Source organism: Streptomyces sp. NPDC046859, assembly GCF_040645135.1.
In the GTDB taxonomy this organism is placed as follows: Bacteria; Actinomycetota; Actinomycetes; order Streptomycetales; family Streptomycetaceae; genus Streptomyces.
Window position 1 is genome coordinate 56,331 of sequence record NZ_JBEYXR010000016.1, and the last position, 23,065, is coordinate 79,395.

General features: G+C 73.4%; 26 protein-coding genes. 9 read left to right on the forward strand and 17 right to left on the reverse strand.

Annotated features, from left to right (window positions below; all coding sequences use genetic code 11):
• Positions 1 to 70 precede the first annotated feature (70 nt).
• Entirely contained in the window at positions 71 to 289 is a 219-nt protein-coding gene (locus ABZ899_RS23365; protein WP_361349376.1) for a hypothetical protein, read from the forward strand.
• 76 nt (positions 290 to 365) lie between these two features.
• On the opposite strand, the gene ABZ899_RS23370 is transcribed toward ABZ899_RS23365, so the two are convergent.
• On the reverse strand, positions 366 to 1,943 hold the full coding sequence (locus tag ABZ899_RS23370) for a DEAD/DEAH box helicase (RefSeq protein ID WP_361349379.1): 1,578 nt from the start codon (positions 1,941 to 1,943) through the stop codon (positions 366 to 368).
• 90 nt (positions 1,944 to 2,033) lie between these two features.
• The gene (locus ABZ899_RS23375) at positions 2,034 to 2,237 is read right to left on the reverse strand and encodes a cold-shock protein (protein ID WP_007502648.1); all 204 of its coding nucleotides are present in this window, start codon (positions 2,235 to 2,237) and stop codon (positions 2,034 to 2,036) included.
• A gap of 264 nt (positions 2,238 to 2,501) precedes the next feature.
• Here ABZ899_RS23375 and ABZ899_RS23380 point away from each other — a divergent pair, with 264 nt between their 5' ends.
• Positions 2,502 to 2,933: a DUF6003 family protein gene (locus ABZ899_RS23380; RefSeq protein ID WP_361349381.1), complete on the forward strand. Its 432-nt coding sequence runs from the start codon at positions 2,502 to 2,504 to the stop codon at positions 2,931 to 2,933.
• Positions 2,934 to 3,025: 92 nt separating this feature from the next.
• Here ABZ899_RS23380 and ABZ899_RS23385 read toward each other — a convergent pair whose 3' ends face one another.
• The 6 genes from ABZ899_RS23385 to ABZ899_RS23410 form a co-directional block, all read right to left on the reverse strand.
• On the reverse strand, positions 3,026 to 3,988 hold the full coding sequence (locus tag ABZ899_RS23385) for a YihY/virulence factor BrkB family protein (RefSeq protein WP_361349384.1): 963 nt from the start codon (positions 3,986 to 3,988) through the stop codon (positions 3,026 to 3,028).
• A 123-nt stretch (positions 3,989 to 4,111) separates the two neighbouring features.
• On the reverse strand, positions 4,112 to 4,963 hold the full coding sequence (locus ABZ899_RS23390; RefSeq protein ID WP_361349386.1) for a hypothetical protein: 852 nt from the start codon (positions 4,961 to 4,963) through the stop codon (positions 4,112 to 4,114).
• A gap of 233 nt (positions 4,964 to 5,196) precedes the next feature.
• Positions 5,197 to 5,832 carry a hypothetical protein gene (locus ABZ899_RS23395; protein WP_361349389.1) on the reverse strand — a complete coding sequence of 212 codons (636 nt, stop codon included), beginning with the start codon at positions 5,830 to 5,832 and terminating at the stop codon, positions 5,197 to 5,199.
• Between the two features lie 216 nt (positions 5,833 to 6,048).
• Entirely contained in the window at positions 6,049 to 6,846 is a 798-nt protein-coding gene (locus ABZ899_RS23400; RefSeq protein ID WP_361349392.1) for a rod shape-determining protein, read from the reverse strand.
• Positions 6,843 to 7,214 (reverse strand): TraR/DksA C4-type zinc finger protein, encoded by a 372-nt coding sequence (locus ABZ899_RS23405; RefSeq protein ID WP_361349395.1) that lies wholly within the window; start codon positions 7,212 to 7,214, stop codon positions 6,843 to 6,845. The genes ABZ899_RS23400 and ABZ899_RS23405 overlap by 4 nt, the downstream gene beginning before the upstream one ends.
• Positions 7,215 to 7,264: 50 nt before the next feature.
• The gene (locus tag ABZ899_RS23410) at positions 7,265 to 7,591 is read right to left on the reverse strand and encodes a TraR/DksA C4-type zinc finger protein (RefSeq protein WP_361349398.1); all 327 of its coding nucleotides are present in this window, start codon (positions 7,589 to 7,591) and stop codon (positions 7,265 to 7,267) included.
• A 357-nt stretch (positions 7,592 to 7,948) separates the two neighbouring features.
• On the opposite strand from ABZ899_RS23410, the gene ABZ899_RS23415 reads away from it, so the two are divergent.
• From ABZ899_RS23415 to secD, 4 genes are all read left to right on the forward strand, one after another.
• Complete coding sequence (locus tag ABZ899_RS23415; RefSeq protein WP_361349400.1) at positions 7,949 to 8,911, forward strand: sensor histidine kinase; 963 nt, start codon at positions 7,949 to 7,951, stop codon at positions 8,909 to 8,911.
• Positions 8,908 to 9,573 carry a response regulator transcription factor gene (locus ABZ899_RS23420; protein ID WP_108710141.1) on the forward strand — a complete coding sequence of 222 codons (666 nt, stop codon included), beginning with the start codon at positions 8,908 to 8,910 and terminating at the stop codon, positions 9,571 to 9,573. The genes ABZ899_RS23415 and ABZ899_RS23420 overlap by 4 nt, the downstream gene beginning before the upstream one ends.
• Before the next feature lie 95 nt (positions 9,574 to 9,668).
• On the forward strand, positions 9,669 to 10,034 hold the full coding sequence (locus tag ABZ899_RS23425) for a hypothetical protein (RefSeq protein WP_361349403.1): 366 nt from the start codon (positions 9,669 to 9,671) through the stop codon (positions 10,032 to 10,034).
• A gap of 72 nt (positions 10,035 to 10,106) precedes the next feature.
• Positions 10,107 to 12,311 (forward strand): protein translocase subunit SecD, encoded by a 2,205-nt coding sequence (secD, locus tag ABZ899_RS23430; protein ID WP_361349406.1) that lies wholly within the window; start codon positions 10,107 to 10,109, stop codon positions 12,309 to 12,311.
• Positions 12,312 to 12,326: 15 nt separating this feature from the next.
• On the opposite strand, the gene ABZ899_RS23435 is transcribed toward secD, so the two are convergent.
• The 4 genes from ABZ899_RS23435 to ABZ899_RS23450 all read right to left on the reverse strand — a co-directional run bounded on the left by ABZ899_RS23435 (position 12,327) and on the right by ABZ899_RS23450 (position 15,374).
• Positions 12,327 to 13,418: a hypothetical protein gene (locus ABZ899_RS23435; RefSeq protein WP_361349409.1), complete on the reverse strand. Its 1,092-nt coding sequence runs from the start codon at positions 13,416 to 13,418 to the stop codon at positions 12,327 to 12,329.
• Positions 13,419 to 13,480: 62 nt separating this feature from the next.
• Entirely contained in the window at positions 13,481 to 13,726 is a 246-nt protein-coding gene (locus ABZ899_RS23440) for a DUF5133 domain-containing protein (RefSeq protein ID WP_361349412.1), read from the reverse strand.
• A 190-nt stretch (positions 13,727 to 13,916) separates the two neighbouring features.
• Positions 13,917 to 14,714 (reverse strand): class I SAM-dependent methyltransferase, encoded by a 798-nt coding sequence (locus ABZ899_RS23445; RefSeq protein WP_361349415.1) that lies wholly within the window; start codon positions 14,712 to 14,714, stop codon positions 13,917 to 13,919.
• A gap of 171 nt (positions 14,715 to 14,885) precedes the next feature.
• Entirely contained in the window at positions 14,886 to 15,374 is a 489-nt protein-coding gene (locus tag ABZ899_RS23450) for an N-acetyltransferase family protein (RefSeq protein ID WP_361349729.1), read from the reverse strand.
• A 262-nt stretch (positions 15,375 to 15,636) separates the two neighbouring features.
• Between ABZ899_RS23450 and ABZ899_RS23455 the strand changes: the two genes are divergently transcribed.
• Complete coding sequence (locus ABZ899_RS23455) at positions 15,637 to 17,274, forward strand: GMC oxidoreductase (RefSeq protein ID WP_361349417.1); 1,638 nt, start codon at positions 15,637 to 15,639, stop codon at positions 17,272 to 17,274.
• 64 nt (positions 17,275 to 17,338) lie between these two features.
• Here the strand turns inward: ABZ899_RS23455 and ABZ899_RS23460 are convergent, their stop codons facing one another.
• From ABZ899_RS23460 to ABZ899_RS23480, 5 genes are all read right to left on the reverse strand, one after another.
• Positions 17,339 to 17,827 carry a carboxymuconolactone decarboxylase family protein gene (locus ABZ899_RS23460; RefSeq protein ID WP_361349420.1) on the reverse strand — a complete coding sequence of 163 codons (489 nt, stop codon included), beginning with the start codon at positions 17,825 to 17,827 and terminating at the stop codon, positions 17,339 to 17,341.
• Positions 17,828 to 17,829: 2 nt separating this feature from the next.
• Positions 17,830 to 18,906, reverse strand: a complete 1,077-nt coding sequence (locus tag ABZ899_RS23465; RefSeq protein ID WP_361349423.1) for a dihydrodipicolinate reductase — start codon at positions 18,904 to 18,906, stop codon at positions 17,830 to 17,832.
• Between the two features lie 71 nt (positions 18,907 to 18,977).
• Positions 18,978 to 19,202, reverse strand: a complete 225-nt coding sequence (locus tag ABZ899_RS23470; RefSeq protein ID WP_361349425.1) for a hypothetical protein — start codon at positions 19,200 to 19,202, stop codon at positions 18,978 to 18,980.
• Between the two features lie 44 nt (positions 19,203 to 19,246).
• Entirely contained in the window at positions 19,247 to 19,468 is a 222-nt protein-coding gene (locus ABZ899_RS23475) for a hypothetical protein (RefSeq protein WP_361349428.1), read from the reverse strand.
• Between the two features lie 125 nt (positions 19,469 to 19,593).
• Complete coding sequence (locus tag ABZ899_RS23480) at positions 19,594 to 20,295, reverse strand: FCD domain-containing protein (protein WP_361349430.1); 702 nt, start codon at positions 20,293 to 20,295, stop codon at positions 19,594 to 19,596.
• A 228-nt stretch (positions 20,296 to 20,523) separates the two neighbouring features.
• Here ABZ899_RS23480 and ABZ899_RS23485 point away from each other — a divergent pair, with 228 nt between their 5' ends.
• Complete coding sequence (locus ABZ899_RS23485) at positions 20,524 to 21,765, forward strand: aminotransferase class V-fold PLP-dependent enzyme (RefSeq protein WP_361349432.1); 1,242 nt, start codon at positions 20,524 to 20,526, stop codon at positions 21,763 to 21,765.
• Positions 21,762 to 23,063 carry a sugar ABC transporter substrate-binding protein gene (locus ABZ899_RS23490; RefSeq protein ID WP_361349435.1) on the forward strand — a complete coding sequence of 434 codons (1,302 nt, stop codon included), beginning with the start codon at positions 21,762 to 21,764 and terminating at the stop codon, positions 23,061 to 23,063. Before ABZ899_RS23485 ends, ABZ899_RS23490 begins: the two co-directional genes overlap by 4 nt.
• Positions 23,064 to 23,065: the final 2 nt, after the last annotated feature.

Consider the following 23,065-nt stretch of genomic DNA (forward strand, 5'->3'; position numbering starts at 1 on the left):
GCCTCTCCGGGCGCGTCGGCCTGGGGGAAGGGCACCCGGCCCGGCAGTGGAGTCGAGGAAGGGACCCGTCGTGATCGTCACCGCCATCCTGCTGCTGCCCGCTCTCGGGTTGCTGCTGCTGGTGATGAGCCGTGTCGAGGACTGGCTGGCGGCGGCGCCGGGCGCGGCGCGGCGCGCGCGGCACGCGCGGGACGGACGCCGTCATCTGCGGCTGATCCGGGGCGGCGCGGCGGACGCTTCCGCCCGTCCGGCGGCTAAGCCGTCCACGCACCGCGCGCACGCGGCGTGACGGCGCCCCGCACGGACGAGGGCCGGCCCCCCACGGTCTGCGGTGGGCCGGACCTCGTCCGTGCGTGAGCTGGGGTCTACGCGCTACGCCCGCCGCCGCGACGGTCCGCCGCTCCCCCGCCGGCCGTGGACCGGCGCGGAGCCCCGCGGCGCGATCCACCGGTGGAGGCGCCGCCCGTGGAACCCGCTGCGCCGGCCCCGGAGCGGCGGGGGGAGCCGCCGCCGGTCTTCCGGGCGCCTGCCTCGGGTGCCGCCTTGGCGGCGCCCTCGCCTCGGCGCCGCCGGCCCCCGCGCGAGGACGGCTTGGCGGTGCCGGTCTTGCGGGCCGGGCGGGACGCCGCCGGCTGCGGCTGCTCCGGCACCGTGATCGTGACGGCCACACCGGACGGCTCGCGGGCACCGGTGATCGTGGTCAGCACGGTGTCGCTCGACGTGATCCGGGACGTCCGCGGACGGATGCCCGCCTCCGACATGAGCCGGGTGACGTCCCGCTTCTGCTCGGGCAGGACGAGCGTGACGACGCTGCCGGAGCCGCCGGCGCGGGCCGTGCGGCCGCCCCGGTGCAGGTAGTCCTTGTGGTCGGTCGGCGGGTCGACGTTCACGACGAGGTCGAGGTCATCGACGTGTATGCCGCGTGCCGCGACGTTGGTCGCCACCAGCGCGGTGACGTCGCCGTTCTTGAACTGCTCGAGGGTGCGGTTGCGCTGCGGCTGGGAGCGGCCCCCGTGCAGTGCGGCGGCGCGGACGCCGACCGCCAGCAGCCGCTTGGCGAGCCGGTCGGCGGACCTCTTGGTGTCCAGGAAGAGGATGACCCGGCCGTCACGGGCGGCGATGCGGGTGGTGACGGCCTTCTTGTCGGTCTCGTCGAGGAGGTGGAGCACGTGGTGCTCCATGGTGCTCACCGCTCCGGCGGACGGGTCCACGGAGTGCACCACGGGGTCGGTGAGGAACCGCTGCACGAGACGGTCGATGTTCGCGTCCAGGGTGGCCGAGAACAGCAGCCGCTGGCCGTCGGGCCGCACCTGCTGGATCAGCTTGGTGATCTGCGGCAGGAAGCCCATGTCGGTCATCTGGTCGGCCTCGTCCAGCACCGTGATGCGCACCTGGTCGAGGACGCAGTCGCCGCGCTCCACGAGGTCGTTGAGCCGGCCGGGGGTGGCCACCAGGACCTCGGCCCCGCGCCGCAGCGCACCGGCCTGCTTGGTGATCGACAGCCCGCCGACGACGGTGGTCAGGCGCAGGTTCACGGAGGTCGCGTACGGCATCAGCGCGTCCGTCACCTGCTGCGCGAGCTCACGCGTCGGGACCAGCACCAGGGCGAGGGGCGCCTTGGGCTGAGCGCGCAGCCCGGCGGTGCGGGCCAGCAGGGCCAGTCCGAAGGCGAGCGTCTTGCCGGAGCCGGTACGGCCCCGGCCCAGCAGGTCGCGCCCCGCGAGGGAGTTCGGCAGCGTGGCGGCCTGGATGGGGAAGGGGGTGGTCACGCCCTGGGCGGCGAGGGTCTTCAGCAGCGCTTCGGGCATGTCCAGACCGGCGAAGTCCTCGACGGCGGGAAGTGCGGGCGTCGTGCTTTCCGGCAACCGGAATTCCCTGTGCGACGGCGTGGGCGAGGCGGGTGCCGTAGCGCGTCGATTCGACTTCTGGGGTCTGCGGGCCATGCGGTTCTCTCTCTGCCTTCCTGGAAACAGCACAAACCGGGGTCCGCATCACAAGGATGCGGACCCCGGTGAGCGGAATACGTCCGGCGATCAGGCGGGGACGATGTTCTCCGCCTGCGGGCCCTTCTGGCCCTGCGTGACGTCGAAGGAGACCCGCTGGCCCTCCTGGAGCTCACGGAAGCCCTGCGTCGCGATGTTCGAGTAGTGGGCGAAGACGTCAGGGCCGCCGCCGTCCTGCTCGATGAATCCGAAACCCTTTTCGGAGTTGAACCACTTCACGGTTCCCTGTGCCATGACGTTCTCCTTCTGATAGGCAGAGGCCCCATCCGGAGAAGCCGGTAAAAACGAATAATGCGCCTGATGGATGAACATTCCCGTCAGGCGCACATAGGTTCATGGGTACCACAACTGCAACTCCACAACCGTAGCACACATCGGCCGGACGCCGGGCGGCTCTCCGGGTCGGAGGAACGGGGACCGGGGCGGTAATGCCGCTCCGGCGGGGTAGGCGGAGGTCGACCAGGCCCACCCCATCTGCCCTGTGGAGAAGGATCCAGGATGACCGAGGACGCCTACCTGTTCCTGCTTGACGACGCCGACGCCTCCGCGCCGCCCGGCGTGGCCCCGGCCGCCGTGGGTGATCTCGCCTGTATGGACACCCCGGCGGTGCGCGCCTGGCTGGACGCCCAGCGCGTCACGGCGACCGACCCGAGGCTGCGGCTCCTTCCACCGGAGGAGACCGCGGCCATCCCCGAGGGCGCCGAGCGCCTGCCCGTCCCGCTCGGCGACGAGGAGCTGAGCCGCGTCCGGCACACGTCGGCCCCGGAGCCGCTGGCCCGTGTCGAGGAGGAGCTCCTGGCCTGGCGCGACCGCGCGGACGACCGGGACGGCCTGATCGGGCGGGCCCTGGCCGCCGGTGTCGCCCCACACCGGATCGTCGAACTGACGGGCGTGGACCCCGCGACGGTGACGGCCGCGGCCCGCGGCTGACGGCGAGCCCTCCCCCGCGGGCCCGGAGGGTCACCTGCGCGGGCCCGGAGGGTCTTCTCCGCGGGCCCGGAGGGGTCACCAACCGCCGGGGGTCACCCGCCCGCTCCGGGGTCGGGCCGGACGGCGGCGGCGATCCCGGCGCGGGCCGCCTCCAGCTGGGCCGCGAAGGCGATGCCCAGGAACAGGGCGACGGCCGTCAGGTTGGCCCAGAGCAGCAGGGCGACGAACGCGGTGAGCGGGCCGTACACGGCGCCGAAGGCACCGCTCCCCTCCACGTACAGGCCGAGCAGCCAGGTGGCCGCCACCCACAGCACGAGGTGCACGGCCGAACCGAACGCGAGCCAGGTGTAGCCGGGTTGCACCCGGCGCGGGCACCAGCGGAAGATCACGGCGGAGGCCACCCAGGCGAGGAGCAGCCCGACGGGGACGTCGAGCACGCCCCACCACTGCGGGCCACCGTCCCGGCCGGCGGACGCCGCCACGGCGTCGCCGACGGCCTCACCCGCGACGAGGGCGACGAAGCCCAGACCCAGGGGCAGTCCGGCGGCGAGGGCGAGCACCATCGCGCGGGCGTACTTGCGGGGGAAGGGCCGGTCGCGCTCGATGCCGTAGATGCGGTTGGCGCCGCGCTCGATCTGGGCCATGGCCGAGGCCAGGTTGAGCAGCGCGAAGCCCAGGCCGAGCCACAGGGCGAGGGTGCTCCACACGTCGCCGTGCGCGGTGCGACGGGTGCTGTCGAAGGCGTCGGCGACGACGTCGGCACTGGCGCCCGGCACGATCCGGCCGAGGGTGCGCTCGATGACGTTCCCGACTCCCTCGGTGTGCACGGAGGTGGCGAGCCCGACGAGGGCCACGGTGCACGGGACCAGGCCGAGCACGACCTGGAAGGCGAGGGCGCGGGCGTTGCTGAATCCGTCGGCGTAGCGGAACCGTGCGAAGGAGTCGGTCAGCAGCCGCCATCCTCCGTAGTGACGCAGGGCGGTGAACGCCTCGTCGCCGGAGAGCTCGTCCCCGATCATGTCGCGGGTCTGTGGCACGCGGACGGCGGTACCCATGTTCGTTCGACGCTCCCTCGGTGTGCGGCTGTCCGTCTCCGGATGCCCGGGAACCGGAACGCCCCACCTCGCGAGGAGCGGAAAAAGCCGTGGGCCCGGCCTGGTGGGGCCGGGCCCGGCGGGTCAGCTCTGCTTCTGCCCCTGGCGCGCCACCTGGTCGGTCACGTCGGCCACCTGGCCGGCCGGCGGGGCCTCGGCCCCGACGTCGGTGCCGAAGTCGGTGTACTCCGTCACCGTGCTGACCTCGACCTGCTGGGACGACCCGCCCGCGCCGGGCTTGGCGGAGGCCGGTGTCTTGACGGTCATGTCGATCTGCTGGCGCCGGATGCGGCCGTCGTCGTCGAGCCAGAGCCGCATGGGCAGGGTCGGACCGACCTGGTCGCGCAGCCGCTCGCCGCCGGGCAGCCGGGAGACGTCGACGGAGACGTCGTAGCGGACGGTGTCGACACCGTTGATCTTCTCGGATCCGGCCTTGCGGACGTCGTCCTCACTGATCGCCCGGGCGTAGGCGGCGGACTGGGCCGGGTCACCGATCTGTCCCGGGTCGGCGCCCTGCTGCTCCGCGACCTTCCGCAGGTCGATCTTCATCCAGGCCTTGCCGTCCTTCTTCTGCCCGGGCACCTTCTGGTAGAGCACCTGGTCGACCACGCGCTGCTCGACGGACCGGCCCTCGGTGGTGACGGTCATGGTGCTCTCGCCGTCCTCGAAGTCGATGGCGCCCTCGCCGTCGGAGCTGACCGTCTTCCCCCCGGCCGCGGCCTTGACCTTCACCGTCATCTTCGCCGTGTCGGCTTCGGCGGTCTTGTCGTAGGCGCCGCGCACGGCCTGGGTGCCCTGCTGCCGGCCGCCGGCGCTCTCGCTGGCCGCCGCCTTGCCGGCCTCCGGTTCGCCGTCGCCCCCGCAGGCCGTCAGTGCGACGCTGCACAGCAGGACGGCCGTACCGATCGCCGACGCCCTCGCCCCTCTGCTCCGCATGTGCTCCCCTTCTCCTCACGGTGCCGACACCCTCCGACGTGCCGTCGGCGTGCGACGTGAGTGCCCCCGAGCGGGCCCGATACGCCCGGACGCGGAGGAGGTTGACCGGATGAGAAGGTGTTCGGCACACCTTTCGGTCATTTCGGCGGGTGCGGTGAGTGCCTGGATGGGCACCTGGTACTGCGGGTCGCTGTCGGTCCGGCAAGCGGAACATGAAGATCCGGTACGTCGGGTCAGCGCACCGTCCAGCGCGGGGCCGTACGGGCCCACTCCTCCTCCCATCGGGCGAGGTTGCGCAGCTCCAGCCGGCGGACCGCCCAGCGGTGGGCGATCGCCGCGGCGACGGGCACGGCGAGCGCGGCGAGGACGGCACAGCCGAGCGCGCTGTCGCGGACCTGATCCCGGGTCAACGGCGGTTTGGTGACCTCGCCCTCGGCATCGACCCACACCCGGATCGTGCTGCCCGCGGGCAGGGACGGAGGCACCTTCGCCTCGGCGGTGCGGGTGCGGCCCCTGTCGTCGGTGAAGCGGACGCTGACCGGATAGCGGGCCTTCCCGGCCTCGTCACTGCCCGGTTCCAGGTGACGGGGGGCGTCGTGCTCGGTGACGGCGGCGGCCTCGTGGCGGGTGGCGGCCTGGTGGCGGGCCTTGTGCAGGTAATGGCGATGAGCGGCGTCGCCGGCCAGGAACATGGCGGCGGGTGTGGCCGCCAGGACGGCGAGGAACAGGCCGAGGCCGATCCACGCCTGCGCCAGGTCGGCGGGGCGGCGCAGCGGGTTGCGCCGCCATCGCCAGGTCAGGACGTGGCGGGGTTCCCCGGGAACGGGGTCGTCCGGCGGTGGCTGTGCCGGGGGGATCGCGCGGGCCATGGTGTCTCCTTCCGCGTGGCCGGATTCCGGGGGGCTGTGGGCGAAGGACAGCGACCGGGGGGCCGTTCAGGCACGTCGTCCCGCCCGGGCGGTCGGGCGGGACGTGTGCGGGGGGAGCCTCGGGTGGAACGACCCGTGGCCTTGTTGACGCGGCCGGCCACCCGTCAGCCGCGTGAACGACCTCGCGGGTCGCTCCCCCTAGCGCGGGTGACGGGCCTAGTCGCCGGGGCCCGGTGCGGCCGACGGGTGGGCGTGCACGGCCTGCAGGAGGGCGGCGGCGCCGCGTACGGCGGCGGTGTGCGGGGCGGGCACGGGCTTCACGGGGGCGTGCAGCTGTTCCGTCAGGCGGTAGGTGATGTCGGGGCGCAGTGCCCCGCCGCCGGCCAGGAGGATGCCGCGCCGCAGGGCGCCGAGCGCCTGCGGGGTGTCGTCCTGTTCCAGGACGGCGGTCACCATGGCGATGACCGCCTCGGTGATACGGGCGGGCGGCGCCGACCGGTCGAGGTCGCCGGTGCCCACCGTGGTGCGGCGGGCGTCGGTCACCGTGCCGTCGGTGAGCAGGACGACGTCGGTGACGTGGGCGCCGATGTCCGCCACGAGCAGGGGCCGGCTCAGGTCGGCGCCGGCCGCCTCGGCCACGGCCCGGGCCGCCGGGACCGTCAGCACGCTCCGCGGCCGCAGGGCCTCGGCCGCGCTGCGGGCCTGCGCGCGGAAGCTCACGCCGCCGAGGACCGGCGCCGCCAGGATGACCAGGGGCCTGCCCAGCCGGGGCAGACGGTGGCCGAGCAGCCGGTCGAGCATCCGGGCGGTGCCGGGGGTGTCGACGATGACGCCGCGCCGTATGGGGTGCAGGGGGCCGTCGCCGAACGTCACCGTGGGGACGTCGAAGAGCAGGCCGTGGCCCGGCAGCCAGGCGCGGGTGCGGGCGCTGCCCAGATCGAGGGCGACGCCGGCGCAGCGCGGGGGCCAGGACCGGTGCCGGGCCCTGGCCGCGTGGGGGTCGGCCGCCGTCACCGCCGGGCCTCCTTGACCTGCTGGCACCGGGCGCAGTAGCGGGCCTGGGGCACGATCATCAGGCGGTCGCGGTCGATGGTCCGGCGGCACAGACGGCAGGTGCCGTAGGTGCCGTCGTCCATGCGGGCCAGGGCCGCCTCGACATCGGCGAGGACCATGCGCGCGGAGGCGGCGAGCTTGACGCGCACCTCGATACGGCCCGCGGCCCGGCGGTCGGGCAGCGCCTCGGCGCGCGGCAGGGCCGCGACGGTGAGCTGCTGCAGCTGCTCCCGGCGGAACAGGAGCTGCTCGTGCAGGTTCTCGCGGAGCGCCGCGAGGTCCTCGGCCGACAGGGCCGCGTTGCGGTCACCGGTGATCTGGTTCACCACTTCACCCCTTCGGGCAGGGCGGGAGAGACGGAGACGGGCGGGGGGTGTCGTCAGGCGGTGGTGCGCCGGCAGGGCACGCAGTACGGCGCGTACGGCAGGATCTCCAGGCGTTCGGCCGGGATCGGCTTGGCGCAGCCCTGGCAGGTGCCGTAGCTGCCGTCCTCGACGCGGGCGAAGGCGGCGTCGATCTCCTTGAGGACGCGTTCCAGGGTCTCCTTCTGCGCCGTCATCAGGTGTTCCGCGGCTTCCTCCCCCGCCTCGGCGAGGGCTTGGAGCTGGGTGAGCCGGGTGGCGCGCTCGTGCTCCAGCCGCTGACGGGTCTCGTGGGCCGTCGCGGGCTTGAGACGGTGATCGGTCGGGGTGCTGTCGAGAGGCATGGCGTGTCCTGGCGTCGAAGTGTTCGTGACGGGGCGGGGCATACGGAGAACGCCTGCCGGGGGCAGGCCCGGCGGACGCGGGGGCCGGGATCACGGTGGCTGGGTCATGCCCCCACCGTGGCCGACCGCGCGCGGGAATCCCATCGGGCGCGATACCCATTTACGGACCGTCCCGCGCGGGGGCGGCCGCGGCCCCGACCGGTGGAAATGGGCACTGGCACCCATCGACGGAACGGCCGGCCGCGAGCAGGCTGGGTCTCAGGCCGGTCCGCGGCCACGGCCGTAGCCCCTGCTCGGGGTGCGCGGTGGCCGAAAGGGAGGACAGAGCCCTGTCACAAGGAGAGAGGCGTCGTCGCGGTGTCCCTGTTCTGGCGGATCTTCGCCCTCAACGCCGTGGTCCTGGGTACGGCGACCGCGTTGCTGCTGTGGGCGCCGGTCACCGTCTCCGTGCCGGTGCTGCTGACCGAGGCGGTCATCCTGGTGGGCGGTCTGGCCGTGATGCTGATCGCCAACGCCGCGCTGCTGCGCATCGGGCTGGCCCCGCTGGGCCGGCTCACCCGGCTGATGTCCACCGTCGACCTGCTGCGGCCTGGACAGCGCCTGCCGGAGCAGGGGCGGGGTGAGACCGCCGAGTTGATCAGCGGCTTCAACGCCATGCTGGAGCGGCTCGAACACGAGCGCGCCGCCAGCAGCGCGCGGGCCCTGCTCGCGCAGGAGGGCGAACGGCGCCGTATCGCCCAGGAGCTGCACGACGAGGTCGGCCAGAGCATGACCGCCGTCCTGCTGGTGCTGAAGAGGGCGGCGGACGAGGCCGGGGAGCCCCTGCGCGGTGAGCTGCGGCAGGCGCAGGAGATCACCCGGGAGAGCCTGGACGAGGTCCGCCGGCTGGTGCGCCGGCTCCGCCCCGGCGTCCTGGAGGACCTCGGTCTGGTGAGTGCGCTGACCTCGCTGACGACGGAGTTCGCCACCCACACCGGGCTGCGGGTGGCCCGCCGTTTCGACACCGACCTGCCCGCGCTGGACCCGGAGACCGAGCTGGTGCTGTACCGGGTCGCGCAGGAGGCCCTGACGAACGCGGCCCGGCACGCCGGGGCAGGGGAGCTGGAGATGAGTCTGCGTCACACCGGTGACACGGTGACCCTGTCCGTCACCGACGACGGCCGCGGCACGGGGTTCGCGCGCGAGGGCGCGGGGATCCGCGGCATGCGCGAGCGGGCCCTGCTCGTGGGGGCCGCGCTGGACATCACGTCCGAACCGAGGGCCGGGACACAGGTCCGGCTCGCGGTGCCCGTCCCGTCCGTCCCCGGAAAGCAGTCATGACCACCACCGACACACCCGTGATCCGCATCCTCCTCGCCGACGACCACGCGCTGGTACGGCGCGGGGTGCGGCTGATCCTCGACCGGGAGCCGGATCTGGAGGTCGTCGCGGAGGCCGGCGACGGCGCCGAGGCGGTCGCGCTGGCCCGCGGCCAGGACGTCGACCTGGCCGTCCTGGACATCACCATGCCCCGGATGACGGGGCTTCAGGCCGCCCGCGAACTCAACGCGCTGAAGCCGGACGTGCGGGTGCTGATCCTGACGATGCACGACAACGAGCAGTACTTCTTCCAGGCCCTGAAGGCCGGGGCGAGCGGCTACGTGCTGAAGTCGGTGGCCGACCGCGACCTGGTCACCGCCTGCCGCGCCGCCATGCGCGACGAGCCCTTCCTGTACCCGGGCGCGGTCACCGCCCTGATCCGCAACTACCTCGACCGGGTCCGCCACGGCGAGGAGCCTCCCGGGCAGGTCCTCACCCCCCGTGAGGAGGAGGTGCTCAAGCTCGTCGCCGAGGGCCACTCGTCCAAGGAGATCGCCGAGCTCCTGTTCATCAGCATCAAGACGGTCCACCGGCACCGGGCGAACCTGCTGCACAAGCTGGGCCTGCGCGACCGTCTGGAGCTCACCCGGTACGCCATCCGGGCCGGGCTCATCGAACCCTGAGCCGCCCCGCCCTCCCGGCCGCCTGCTTCCCGGCCAGGATCCTCGGGCCCCGACCGCCTGACACAGCCGGAGAACCGGAGAAGGGGGAACGACGTATGACGCGCGCCGCACGCGCCGTCCCCCGTGCCGCGGGGCCGGTCGCCGTCCTGCTCGCCGTGCTCCTGGCGCTCCTGAGCCCCCCGGCCCACAGTGCCCCGCACCCCTCCCCCGCGTCCCCGGCGACCAGCGGTGCGCCGTCGGCGGACGACGGACACGATCACGTCCGTCCCGCCGTGGTCCGCGGCCAGGGCGACGCCCCCGCCGAACGGCCGGCGCCGCCCGCGGTACCCGCCGCGTGCTGCGCGCCGCACCGCGAACCGTCCCACGCCCGCACACCCCTCGGCGCGGCGGCCGCGCCGGAGCGCACCCACCCGGGCCACGGCCACCACCGGCGTGCTCCACCACCCGCCTCCGGCATCTGACGCACGTCGTTCCCTTCCCCGCCCGACCCCGGTCACCGTGGTGGCCGTGGTGTGCCTGCCGGAGGCTCCCCCTTGACCCGCGCCCCGCGCCTCAGAGGGCTGCTCGCCCTCGCCGTGATCGCCCTGTCCCTGTTCATCTCGTTCACCGTGCCCGTACACCTCGGGCTCGATCTGCGCGGCGGTACGCAGATCGTCCTGGAGACCCGCCCCGGCAAGGGCGACTCCGCCGCCGAGGCCACCGACCGCACCCTGGAGGTGCTGCGCGACCGTATCGACGCGCTCGGTGTCGCCGAGCCCTCCCTGTCCCGCTCCGGCACCGACCGGATCGTCGTGGAGCTGCCCGGCGTCCAGGACCCGGCCCGGGCCGCGGACGTGCTCGGCCGCACCGCGCAGCTCACCTTCCACGAGGTCCTCGGTACGGCCTCCCCGAAGGCGGGGGCCGGCGGCCCCCGCGTGCTGGACGACGAGACGGGGCAGCCCCTGCGGCTGGCCGCGGCCTCGCTGACCGGCAAGGACGTCGAGGAGGCCGCCGCCCGCCTCGACCAGCAGGGCGGGGCCGGCTGGCACGTCGCCCTCGACTTCAAGAACGGCGGCGGCGACGGCTGGGCCGGGCTGACCGGCAAGGCGGCCTGCCGTCCCACCGGGGACCCGGGGCGGCGGGTGGCCATCGTCCTGGACGACAAGGTCATCTCCTCGCCGCAGGTCGACCCCTCGGTGCGCTGCGGCACCGGTATCGGCGGCGGGGCCACGCGGATCACCGGGTCCTTCAGCGCCGAGGAGGCCAAGGAACTCGCCCTGCTCATCAACGGCGGCGCCCTGCCGGTGCCCGTGGAGACGGTCGAGCAGCGCACGGTCGGCCCGACGCTGGGCGCCGAGGCCATCACCGCCAGCGCCTGGGCCGCCGCCGTCGGCACCGCGCTGACCGGCGTGTTCATCATCGCCGTGTACCGGCTGCTCGGCGCCCTGGCCGTCGTCGCGCTGGCCTGCTACGGCCTGGTCTCCTACGCCGCGCTGGTCGCGCTCGGCGCCACCCTCACCCTGCCGGGTCTCGCCGGGTTCGTCCTGGCGATCGGCATGGCGGTCGACGCGAACGTCCTCGTCTTCGAGCGCGCCCGTGAGGAGTACGCCGCCCGCAGCCGGCCGAGCCCGCGGTCCTCCCTCGCGGCGGGATTCAGGGGAGCGTTCAGCGCGATCGCCGACTCCAACATCACCACGCTCATCGCCGCCGGACTGCAGTTCTTCCTGGCCTCCGGCCCGGTGCGCGGCTTCGGCGTCACCCTGGGCATCGGTGTGCTCGCCTCCATGTTCAGCGCCCTGGTCGTCACCCGCGTCCTCGCCGATCGCGTGGTCGGCCGGCCGTGGCTGCGCCGCCGCGCACGGCTGACCGGCATCGCGCACACCGGCGCGGTCCGGGACCGGCTGGCCCGCCGGGAGCCCCGGCTGATGCGGCGCCCGCGGCGCTGGCTGGCGCTGTCCGCCGCGGCGCTGGCACTGGCCGCGTCGGGCATCGCGGTGCGCGGCCTGGACTTCGGTGTCGAGTTCACCGGCGGCCGGCTCATCGAGTACGCCACCTCCTCCCCCGTCGACCCGGACCGGGCCCGTGCCGCGCTCGCGGACGCCGGCTTCCCCGGAGCCGTCGTGCAGTCGTCCGGGGATCAGCGGATCAGTGTGCGCACCGACCGGCTGTCGAACGTCGAGGCGTCGGCCGTCACCGAGGCCGTCGTCGCGGTGGGCGGCGGAGCCGACAAGCTCCGGGACGAGACCATCGGCCCGAGCCTCGGCACGGAGCTGCGCCGGGGCGCCCTCATCGCGCTGGCCGTCGCGCTGGGCGCGCAGCTGCTGTATCTGTCCGCCCGCTTCCGCTGGCTCTTCGGCACGGCGGCCGTCGCTGCCCTGGCCCATGACGTCGTGATCCTCGTCGGAGTCTTCGCGTGGCTGGGCAGGCCGATCGACGGCGTCTTCCTGGCGGCGCTGCTCACCGTCATCGGCTACTCGGTCAACGACTCGGTCGTCGTGTTCGACCGGGTCCGGGACCTGGTGCGGCGCAGCCCCGGGGCGCCCTTCGCGACGCTCGCGAACCGGGCGCTGCTGCAGACCCTGCCCCGCACCGTGAACACCGGCATGGGGGCGGCGTTCATCCTGACCGCGCTGGCCGTGTTCGGCGGGGACTCCCTCACCGACTTCGCGCTGGCCCTGCTCATCGGGGTCGCCGTGGGGACGTACTCCTCGATGTTCACGGCCACACCGCTCGCCGTCGAGTTGCACCGGCGCGGGTAGCAGGTAGGGCCACGGTCACAGGGCCCAGACGAGCAGCGCGCCGCCGGCGGCGGACACCGTGTACCAGGTGCCGTCGCCCAGCGCCCTGGGCGGGCCGGACACCTCGACCGGGTAGGCGAGCCGGTCGAGCAGCCGCATGGAGGCCGGGTCGACGAGCCAGTGCCGGCCCGGCCCGAACTCCTCGTCGCTCTCGGCGGTCCCCACCACGAGGGTGTCCTCGTCGACGAAGCCGCCCTCGTAGTCGAAGTACGCGCGGGTCTCGTCGTCCTCGGTGTCCTCCTCGGCCGCCGGATGCGGGGGGACCGCGTCCGCGTCCAGGGTGGCCGTCACCGAGCCGTCGGCGGTGCGGTGCACGGCGAGGGTGTCCTGGTCGTGGGTGACGGTGAGCAGCCGGTCCCCGGAGGGGCTCACCGCGAGCAGGACGCGGTCCGCGCCGCCGAAGGTGTCCACGGCGAGCCGCCGGCCGTCCCAGCGCCCCCAGCGCAGGGGCGAGCCGTCCTGGCCCTCGCCGACGCTCAGGCCCATCTGGCCGGGGTCGGGGTGCGGGACGTGCACGGAACCGGCCGCCGCCGTGCCGGTGGCGGCCCGGTCCAGCACCGTGCCGTCGGCGGCGTCGAGGACCAGCCACTCCTCTGCGGCGTCCTGGCCCGTGTCCGCGTCCGCCGACGGGCCGCGCACATGGGCCCAGACGAGCGTGCCGTCGGCGGCGAAGGCGACCGAGCCGCTGTCGGAGTACCGGTGGTCCCGGTCGTCCGCGTGCCCGGCGACGTCCGTGTGTCCCGGGCACCCCGCCCAGCAGCGGTGCCGCAGCTCCCAGCGCACGTGGCCCGACGGATCGACGGCCCGCAGGGCGTGCCGTCCCGCGAACACGGCGAGGTCGGCGGCGGGCGACACCGCCCACGAGCCGAACCCGCGCGGCCAGGGCGCGGGAAAGCGGATCGTCGAGACCGGTGCCCACCCCGCGAGTTCACGCACGATCAGCTCGGCGTCGTCCCGCTGGACGAGGAGCCGCGATCCGGGCCCGGACGTCAGGCACGGGGCCGTGCCGAAGCCGGTGGCGGGCGAGGGGGCGTCGAGCGGGACGACGAGGTGAGCTGGGCGCGGCACGGGGGCTCCGTAGGTGGCTGGGGACTCCTGCCGGAACCCTAGGTCAGGCCACTGACACCGCCCTAGGCGGCCAGCGTCTCCTCCTCGGGCTTGCCGTCGCGGCGGTCGGCGCCGTAACGCTCCAGGAGGGCGTCCGCGGCCAGGAGGGCGTCGGCGGCGGTGCGGGCGCCGGTCATCACGCACAGCGTGTAGGTGGCGTCCTCGAGCGCCCGGCTGGTGTGGCCGGTGGGAAGGACGTCGTGGGCGATGCGCGCCTGCGCGAACCGGGCCAGTGCGCTGCGCAGTTCCTTCTCCGCCGGCAGGATCATGGCGATTCCTCTCTCCCGAGACATGGCCGCGGTACGGCCGACTCCCCTCGCGGGGAGGCCCGATGTCCGTCCCCGCACAACGCCGCCCGGCACCGTGCGGCGCCGAGCTGATGACCAGGTGCCCCGGGGCGGGCGGTCCATGCCTGCAGGGTGCACGGAAGTTTGCGCCAGGAAAGGATCCGGCCACGGCTCATGCCGGAGGGCGTCGTCCCCAGGCCGTCAGCAGGCCGGCCGACAGCGCGGCGCACGCGTCGGAGTCCAGGTAGCGGATGCCCTCGTCGACGGCCGCGTCGTCCACGAGGCCGGTGGCGCGCATCGCCGGGCGGCTGCGCTCCCAGGTGTCGGCCCAGAACCGGCTGATGGGGCTGCCCGGCACCAGCGGCGGCACATGGATCTCGGCGGCGACCTGTTCGAGTCCGGCCTCGCGCAGCAGCCGCGGGTAGGACGGCACCCAGGTGACGTCGGTGCCGATGGTCTCCCGCAGTCCGCGCCACATCGCGCGCATCACCCGGGTGTAGGGCGTGCCGGGCGCACGGTCACTGGTCAGGTCGACGGCGTCGCCGAGCACCAGGTGGCCACCGGGCTCGACCTGCTCGGCGAGGGCCCGGATCACCCGGTCGCGGTCGGGCAGGTGCATCAGCACGAAGCGGGCGTGGACGAGGTGGAAGCGGCCGGACCCGAAGTCCGGTGCGGTGACGTCGGCCTCCCGCACGTCCAGGCCGGGGACGGCCCGCGCGGCGAGGAAGCGGACGTCGCGGTCGACGGCGAGGACACTGCTCACGCCGGCCTCGTCCAGCAGCCGGCGTGCGACCGTGCCGGTGCCCGCGCCCACGTCCAGGCAGCGCCACCCGGGTCCGGCGCCGAGGGCCCGCAGCCGGGCCAGGGTGACGTCGTCGTAGGCGAGGGCACCGAAGTCGACGCGCTCCCCCTCGCCCTGCTGTTCGGGCGGGAAGACGGCCTCGCCGTACCGCCCGCCGTCGGGCTTCACCGGGCCACCGGTGTGCGGGCGGGCAGTGTCATGGCCGGACCTCGTGGTGGGGGTGCGGGGGCGGCCCGTCAGGTGGCCGCCCCCGCACCGATCCTGCACGCCCACCCGCCCGTACGGCCGAGGCGCGCCGGGACCGGCCCGATCGGCCCAACGCGCCCGCCGACGCGCGGCTCACCCGACCACGGGGCTGCGGCGTTCGATCAGCGCGACGTCCCGCCACACGCCGCGGTGCCGGCCGATGCGTTCGCGGGTGCCGATCACCCGGAAGCCGGCCTTGCGGTGCAGGGCCAGACTCGCGGTGTTCTCGGGGAAGACGCCGGACTGGATGGTCCAGATCCCCGCGGCCTCCGTGGAGGCGATGAGGGCGTCGAGCAGGGCGCCGCCGACGCCCCGGCCGCGGGCGGCGGGGTGCACGTAGACGGAGTGGTCGACGACTCCGGCGTAGGCGCACCGGTCGGAGACCCGGATCACCGCCACCCACCCCAGCACCCTGCCGGTGGCGTCCAGGGCGACGAACCGGTGCTCGGGGAGTTTGACGGAGTCGAAGGCCGCCCAGCCGGGGGCGGCCGTCTCGAAGGTGGACTGCCCCTCGTCGATACCGAGTTGATAGATCGTCAGGACCTCGTCCGCGTGCGCGGGCGTCATCGGGACGATGGACATGGCGTCGGCGGGACTCACCGTCGGCTCTCCTCGGCGTGCTCGTCGGTCAGGGGTGGAGTCGTCCGTTCACGGTCCCACGACGGCCGCAGCGGCGGCGCTCCGGGCCCGGCGACGGCGGGACGTGTGCGCCGACGGTGCGTCTCCGGTGCGGAGCTTCGCGGCGATTCCTGAACATCCGTCAAGTTACCCGGAGGTTTCTCGTGACTTCTTTCAGAGCCCTCAGTAGAACTCGTTTCCGTTCAGCGCGAGGAAGGGGAACTGCATGGACTCTGGAAGAGTGGGCCACGTGGGAGGAAGAAGTCTTTCCCGCCGCCATTTCATCGCTGGAACAGGTTCTATCCTTGGCGCCGCGACCTTGGGCGCGCTCGACCTTCCCCCGGCCGCCGCCTCCTCCCGGGAGGCACTGATCGAACCCGGCGCCCAGGTCACCGCACTCGTCGTCGGCAGCGGATACGGAGGGTCCGTCACCGCGCTCCGGCTCGCACAGGCCGGCGTCGACGTCCACGTGGTGGAGATGGGCATGGCGTGGGACACCCCGGGGGCCGACGGCAAGATCTTCGCCAACACCACCAGCCCCGACCACCGTTCCTTCTGGCTGCGCACCCGCACCAAGCAGCCGCTGAGCAATTTCCTCGGTTTCCCGCTCGACCGGGACGTGCCCCGGTACACGGGCATCCTCGACGCCGAGGAGATGGGCGGCATCGTGGTGTACCAGGGGCGCGGGGTCGGTGGCGGCTCCCTCGTCAACGGCGGTATGGCGGTGACTCCCGAGCGCGGCCGCTTCCCCGCGGTCCTCCCGTCGGTCGACGCCGACGAGATGTACGACGTGTACTACCCGCGGGCCAACAGCACCCTCGGCGTGGCGAGTGTCGACCCGGCCTGGTTCGACGCGACGGAGGCGTACACGTACGCGCGCGTGGGCCGCGAACACGCCCAGCGGTCCGGGTTCCGCTTCGTGTTCGTGCCCAACGTCTACGACTGGGACTACATGAAGCGGGAGGCCGAGGGGTCGGTGCCCAGGTCGGCGCTCGCCGGCGAGATCCTGTACGGCAACAACCACGGCAAGAAGTCCCTGCCCAAGACCTATCTGGCGCAGGCCCGCGCCACCGGACGGGTCACCATCTCCCCGCTGCACCGGGTGACCTCGGTGACGCCCGCCACCGGCGGCTACTCGGTCACCGTGGAGCAGCTGGACACGAGCGGGAACGTCACCGCCACGAAGACGGTACGGGCGCGGCGGGTGTTCTTCGCGGCCGGCAGCGTCGGCACCAGCAAACTACTCGTCCGTCTCAAGGCGACCGGCGCGCTGCCCGGCCTCAACGACGAGGTCGGCAGAGGCTGGGGCGAGAACGGCAACGTCATGTGCGGCCGCGCCAACCACCTGTGGGACCCGACCGGGGCGCTCCAGTCGTCGATCCCGACGGCGGGCATCGACAACTGGGCGGCGGGCGGCGCGTTCGCGGAAGTGGCGCCCCTGCCGACCGGCATCGAGACCTGGGCGTCCTTCTACCTGTCCATCACGAACAACCCGCATCGCGCCCGCTTCACCTGGAACGCCTCGGCGGGGAGGGTGGAGCTCGACTGGCAGACCGCGTGGAAGCAGCCGTCGATCGCCATGGCGAAGACGATCTTCGACAGGATCAACGCCAAGGAGGGGACAATCTACCGCACGGATCTGTTCAGCACCTACAAGATCTGGGGCGACCACCTCACGTACCACCCGCTGGGCGGAGTGGTACTCGACAAGGCGACGGACAACCACGGGCGGCTGCACGGGTATGCGGGGCTGTACGTGATGGACGGGTCGCTGATCCCGGGCAACGTGAGCGTGAACCCGTTCGTCACGATCACCGCGCTCGCCGAGCGCAACATCGAGAGGATCATCGCGGACGACTTCTGACCGCGTCCGCGTCGGGCTCGCTCCCCGCGCGGCGGGCCGGGACCGCCGGGCCCCGGCCCGCTCGTCAGGCGCCGCGCGCCGTCGGCAGGACACACACGCTGTCGATGCCCAGCACGTGGTTGAGCCGCCCGAACGCCAGCCACGAACCGATGCTCATGCTCAGCTCCACGATCTCCGCCTGGCTGTAGTGCGCCTTCATCCGCTCCCAGAACGCGTCGTCCAGACGGTGGTGGTCGGTGGCGTAGCGCTCGGCGTACTCGGCGGCCATCCGGGTGCGTTCGTCGAAGGCGTCGGTCGTGCGCCAATGGGCGACCGCGTCCAGGAACCCGTCCTCGACCTTCTGCCCTGCGCGTTCGGTGCGCCAGTCCAGGCAGAACACGCAGCCGTTGATCTGCGCGATCCGCAGCCGGGCGGCCTCGAACTCGCGCAGTCCGATGGTCGTGTGCTCGTAGACGGCCAGGGAGAAGGCGCCGGCGGCCCGGCCGATCTCCGGTACGAGGTCGCCCCACACGTACGGGATGGGGTCGGCGCCCTCGGGGATGTCGATCCGCATGATCACCTCTTTCCGAGTCGCCCCACGGCGGGGCGCAGCGGGACGTCGAGTGCGTCGTAGAGGCCCGGTCCGGCCTCGGCCAGCCAGTCGACGGCGTTCACCAGGCGCCCGGCCGCCGTCGCGTTCCCGCCGGCCGCCCTGTTCTCCCCCTCGTCGGTCGCCTCGACCGTCACCTCGATGCGCGGGCGGCCCTCGACGATCACCCGGTGGGCACCGGCTCCGCCGTCCGGCGGCGCGGGCCAGTCCGGCGCGCAGGAGGGGTGGACGCGGGTGACGTGCTCGACGACGATGCGGGGCTCGCCCGCCACCATGCCCCGGACCTCCAGGCGCACCGCCCCCTGGGTGCCGGCCCGGAACTCCCCCATCGTGGCGGTGTGTACGGTCTGCTGGAGCGGGCGGCGTTCCAGCGTCTCGTCGACGCCGTCGAGTTCGGCGCCCAGGGCGCGGGCCATCATCCGCAGCTGCCCGCCCCAGATCATCGTGGGGATGCCCTCGGCGAGCATCGGCGGCTGGTGATCGAGCGGACGACCCATGCCGATCAGGTCGCGGACGGCGTCCTCCTGGTCGTACGTGGAGTAGTCGAAGATCTCCTGGCAGCGCAGGACGTCGATCTGCGAACCGAGTCCGCTGACCAGCAGCGGGAGGACGTCGTTGGCCCAGCCGGGGTCGACGCCCGAGACGAACAGCGAGCCGCCGCCGGCCTGGGCGGCCTCCGCGAGGACGTCGCGGATCCCGCCGGGCGCGCCGGTGGGGTCGTGCATGCCGTACAGGGAGGGGGTGACGACCACCGCTCCGGCGCGCAGGGCGCGGGCGACGTCCTCGATCGCGCCGTCGGGCCGTACGTCACCGGAGGCCGCGTAGACGACCGCCCGCGGGCGGGCCCCCAGCACCCCTCGCACGTCGTCGGTCGCCGCCACGCCGAGGGGCCGGCCGAGCCCGCTCAGCTCGCCCGCGTCCCTGCCGGCCTTGGCGGGGTTCGACACCAGCACGGCCACCAGGTCGAGCGCCGGGTGCGCCGCCACCGCCCGGATGGCCGCGCGCCCGACGTTGCCTGTGCCCCAGACCACCGTGGGAATCATGCGCGGAGGGTAACGACGCGCCCTTGAAGTTCCCATAGCCGTGCACGAGGAATCCGGGCCCGTTCCCGGGGTCAGCCGTCGCTCTCGTGACCCCAGCGCTCGGGCCCGCCGCCACGCCAGTCGATCCAGGACGCCAGCGCCACGTCGGACGGGTCGATCTCCAGTCCCGCGCGGCGCAGGAACTCGGCGACGTCGGCGAGGTTGTGGGCCAGCCCGAGGATCTCGCCGTCGACGCGCACGCGCCGGCCGCCGGTGGGCGACGGCGGATGCACGGTCACACGCGGGGTTCCGGCCATGTCCTCAGGATCATCCGGGACGTCCGGCCCCGCACTCCAGCGTGTCATCGGGCGACCCGGCCGCCCGCACGGCCCAGCCGCCGCAGCTCCCACCACGCGCCCGGACCGGGCCGCCGGTGCTGCCAGTAGGGGTGGAAGAACACCTCGGCCGACAGCCGGTACAGACGCCGGCGCAGTTCGGTGCGGCCGGGCCGCTCGGCGAGCTGCCGGTAGGTGGCGCTCCACTCCTGCTGGGCCCGGGTGAGGTCGTCTGGAAACGTACGCATGACCAAATTCAATCATGTGTTCGATTTACCGGGCCACCGGAGCCGGCCGACACCGGGGCGCACCCCGGCCCGCCGTCCACCGAGCCCCCGACTTCGCCGGCGCCGAGCACGCCTGACCGGGGCCGTCAGTCCGCGGCCCCGGCCTCCTCGATCGGCGGCATGAAGGCGCGCAGCCAGCGTTCCGTCTGGGCGACATGGGCCTGGGCCGCGCCCGCCGCGGCGACCGGGTCGTGGTCGGCGATGGCGGTGGCCAGGACGCGGTGGTCGTCGTCGCTCTTCCGGCGCAGCTCGGGCCCCTCGGGCAGGGTGAAGACCTGGTACTTGCGGCTGCGGGCGCGGAAGACGGCGAGGAGGGTCGCCAGGGTGGGGTTGCCGCCCACCCGGGCGATCTCCGCGTGGAAGCGGTGGTCCAGTTCGGAGGCCTCGGCCGGGTCGCTCGTGGCCTCCATGGCGTCGATCAGGGAGAACAGGGTGCGGATGTTCTCCGGGGTGCAGCGCGCCGCCGCCTGGGCGGCCACATGGGCCTCCAGGACGCGCCGGATCTCGTAGACCTCCAACAGGCCGGAGAGCGGCAGCAGTTCGAGGGTCAGGGAGAGGCTGCCGATGACGTCCTCGGGTCTCAGCTGGGAGACGTAGGTGCCCGAGCCGTGCCGGGGCTCGATGACGCCGAGGGCGGCGAGCATACGGACGGCCTCGCGCAGCGACCCCCGTGAGACGCCCAGCTCCTCGCAGAGGTCGCCCTCGGGCGGGATGCGCTCGCCGGGACCGAGACGCCCCGTCCCGATCATGTGCCGTAGGCCGTGGAAGGCCTTCTCGACTGCGGACATCCGTCCCCTCTTCCTCCCCGTACGGGCCGGCGCTCACGCCGCCGCCCCCGCGGAGCACTCTAGCGAGTTTCCGATGTTCCGGCCGCGTATCACCCGGAAGTCATCTGATGACTTTCACGGTACGACCTCTTGTATCCCCCCCTGAAGGTGTGCAGGATGCCGAGTCATCAGATGTGTCCGGCGGACCCTGACCCTCCGCAGGACCGCCCTGCCCCGATGTGGAGACCTGTGAGCGAGACCGAGGTGACCACCGCACCACGCCCCCTCCTGCTGGCCGACGGCACGCCCGCCGACCGGGCGTGGTCCCTGGACCCCGACCTCAGACACCTGAACCACGGCTCCTTCGGAGCCGTCCCTCTGGTGGCCCAGGAGCGCCAGGAACTGCTGCGCGTGGAGATGGAACGCTCACCCGTGGTGTGGTTCCCGGCCCTTCCGGAGCGGCTCGCCGCCACCCGCGTGCGGCTCGCCGCGTTCCTGCGCGTCGACGCCGGCGACCTCGCCCTCGTCCCGAACGCCAGCGCCGGCGCGAGCGTCGTCTTCGCCGCGCTGACGCTGCGCCCCGGCGGGGAGATCGTCGTCACCGACCACGGCTACGGGGCCGTGACGATGGGGGCCGAGCGGCTGGCCCGCCGCCACGGCGGCCGGGTGCGCACCGCCCATGTGCCGCTCGACGCGGACGAGGAGCAGGCGTACGAGGCCGTCACCGCCGAGTTCACCGACGCCACCCAGCTCGTGGTCGTCGACCAGATCACCTCGGCGACCGCGCGGCTGCTGCCGGTCGAGCGCATCGGCGCCGAGGCCCGGCGGCGCGGCATCCCCGTCCTCGTGGACGGTGCCCACGCGCCCGGTCTCCTCGACGCGCCGCTCGCCGGTGCGACGTACGACTTCTGGACCGGCAACCTGCACAAGTGGGGCTGCGCCCCGCGCGGCACCGCGGCCCTGGTGGCGCGGGGCCCGCTGCGCGAGCGGCTGTACCCCCTCATCGACTCCTGGGCGGCGGCCGAGCCCTTCCCGGACCGCTTCGACCAGCAGGGCACGATCGACGCCACCGCCTACCTGGCGGCGCCGGCGGCCCTGGACTTCGTGGAGCGCACCTGGGGCTGGCCGGCCGCCCGCCGGTACATGGACGAACTGGCCGACTACGGCGCCGGGGTGATCGGCGCCGCGTTCGCCGGGACGGCCGGCGCGGACACCCGCGTCGACGTCGGCATGCCCGTCCCCGGCATGCGTCTGGTGCGGCTGCCGGCCGGCCTCGCCGCCGACCGGCTCCAGGCCGACGCCCTGCGCGACCGGGTGGCCGGCGAGCTGGGCGTGGAGGCGGCCTTCACCAGCTTCGGCGGCGCCGGCTTCCTGCGGCTGTCCGCCCACGTCTACAACACCGCGGCCGACTACGAGTACTTCGCCGAGGAATGCGTCCCCGTCCTCGGCGCATGGGCACGAGAGAACACAGGGAAGAGGTCAGCACGATGAGAAGAAGGACGGCGGTTCTCGCGCTCGGCACCGCCACGGCGCTGCTCCTGACCGGCTGCTCCACGATGAGCCCGGACGCGAGCGGAACGGTCACGCTCAACATGGTCGAGAGCCTGACGAACCCGACTCGCACCGCTCTGCTGAAGGACCTCATAGCCGACTTCGAGCGGCAGAACCCCAAGATCAAGGTCAACCTGGTCTCCCCGCCCACCGAGCAGGCCGACCAGAAGCTCCAGCAGATGCTGCAGTCGGGCAGCGGCGTGGACGTCCTGGAGGTCCGGGACATCACCGTCGGACCCTGGTCGAACAACGGCTGGCTGTACGACATGAAGAAGGACCTCGACGGCTGGAAGGGCTGGGAGGCGATGACGGAGAACGCCGTCAACGCCTCCAAGGACGCCAAGGGCAGGACGTACTTCGTCCCGTACGGCTTCTACGGCCTGAGTCTCTTCTACCGCACCGACCTCATCGAGAAGGCGGGCTTCGACAAGCCGCCGGCCACCTGGGAGGAGCTGCTGGAGCAGGCGTCGGCCGTCCACGACCCGTCCGCGCGGCGCTACGGCTACGCCTTCCGGGGCGGCGCCAACTCCAACAGCAACGCGACCGCCGCCATCGAGGCGTACCTCGCGGACGAGGTGGACCCGGCGAACGGTTTCAAGCTCAAGGACGGGCGTACGATCTTCGCCGCCCCCGAGGCCGAGGACGCGATCGAGAACTACCTGAAGCTGTTCAGGCAGGCGTCCCCCAAGTCGTCCGTCTCCTGGGGCTATCCGGAGATGGTCGAGGCGTTCTCCAACGGCTCGACGGCGTTCCTGCTCCAGGACCCGGAGGTGATCGCCACGGTGTCGGAGTCGAAGTCGATCTCCGAGGACCAGTGGGGCACCGCGCCGCTGGTGTCGGGCCCCGGCGGCAAGACGGTGCAGCCGCTGGCCACCGCCGGCTGGGGTGTGGCCAAGGGCAGCGGCCACAAGGCCGAGGCCGTGAAGCTGGTCCAGTTCCTGTCCCAGGGCGAGGCGTCGACGTCGTTCACCAAGAAGAACAGCCTGGTGCCCATCCTCAAGGCGGCGACCAGTGATCCCTTCTACAAGTCCGGCCCCTGGGCGAGCTACGTCACCATGACCGAGCAGCCGGACAAGTACCTCGTCGTCACCCAGCCGCGCGGCGTGAGCTGGTGGGCCGAGTGGCAGCAGAAGGCGGACGCCGACGTGCAGAAGCTGGTCCTCGGCAAGACCTCGCCCAAGGAGCTGCTGGCGGGCTGGGACGCGTTCTGGACCGAGAAGTGGCAGCAGGAGCAGTAGAC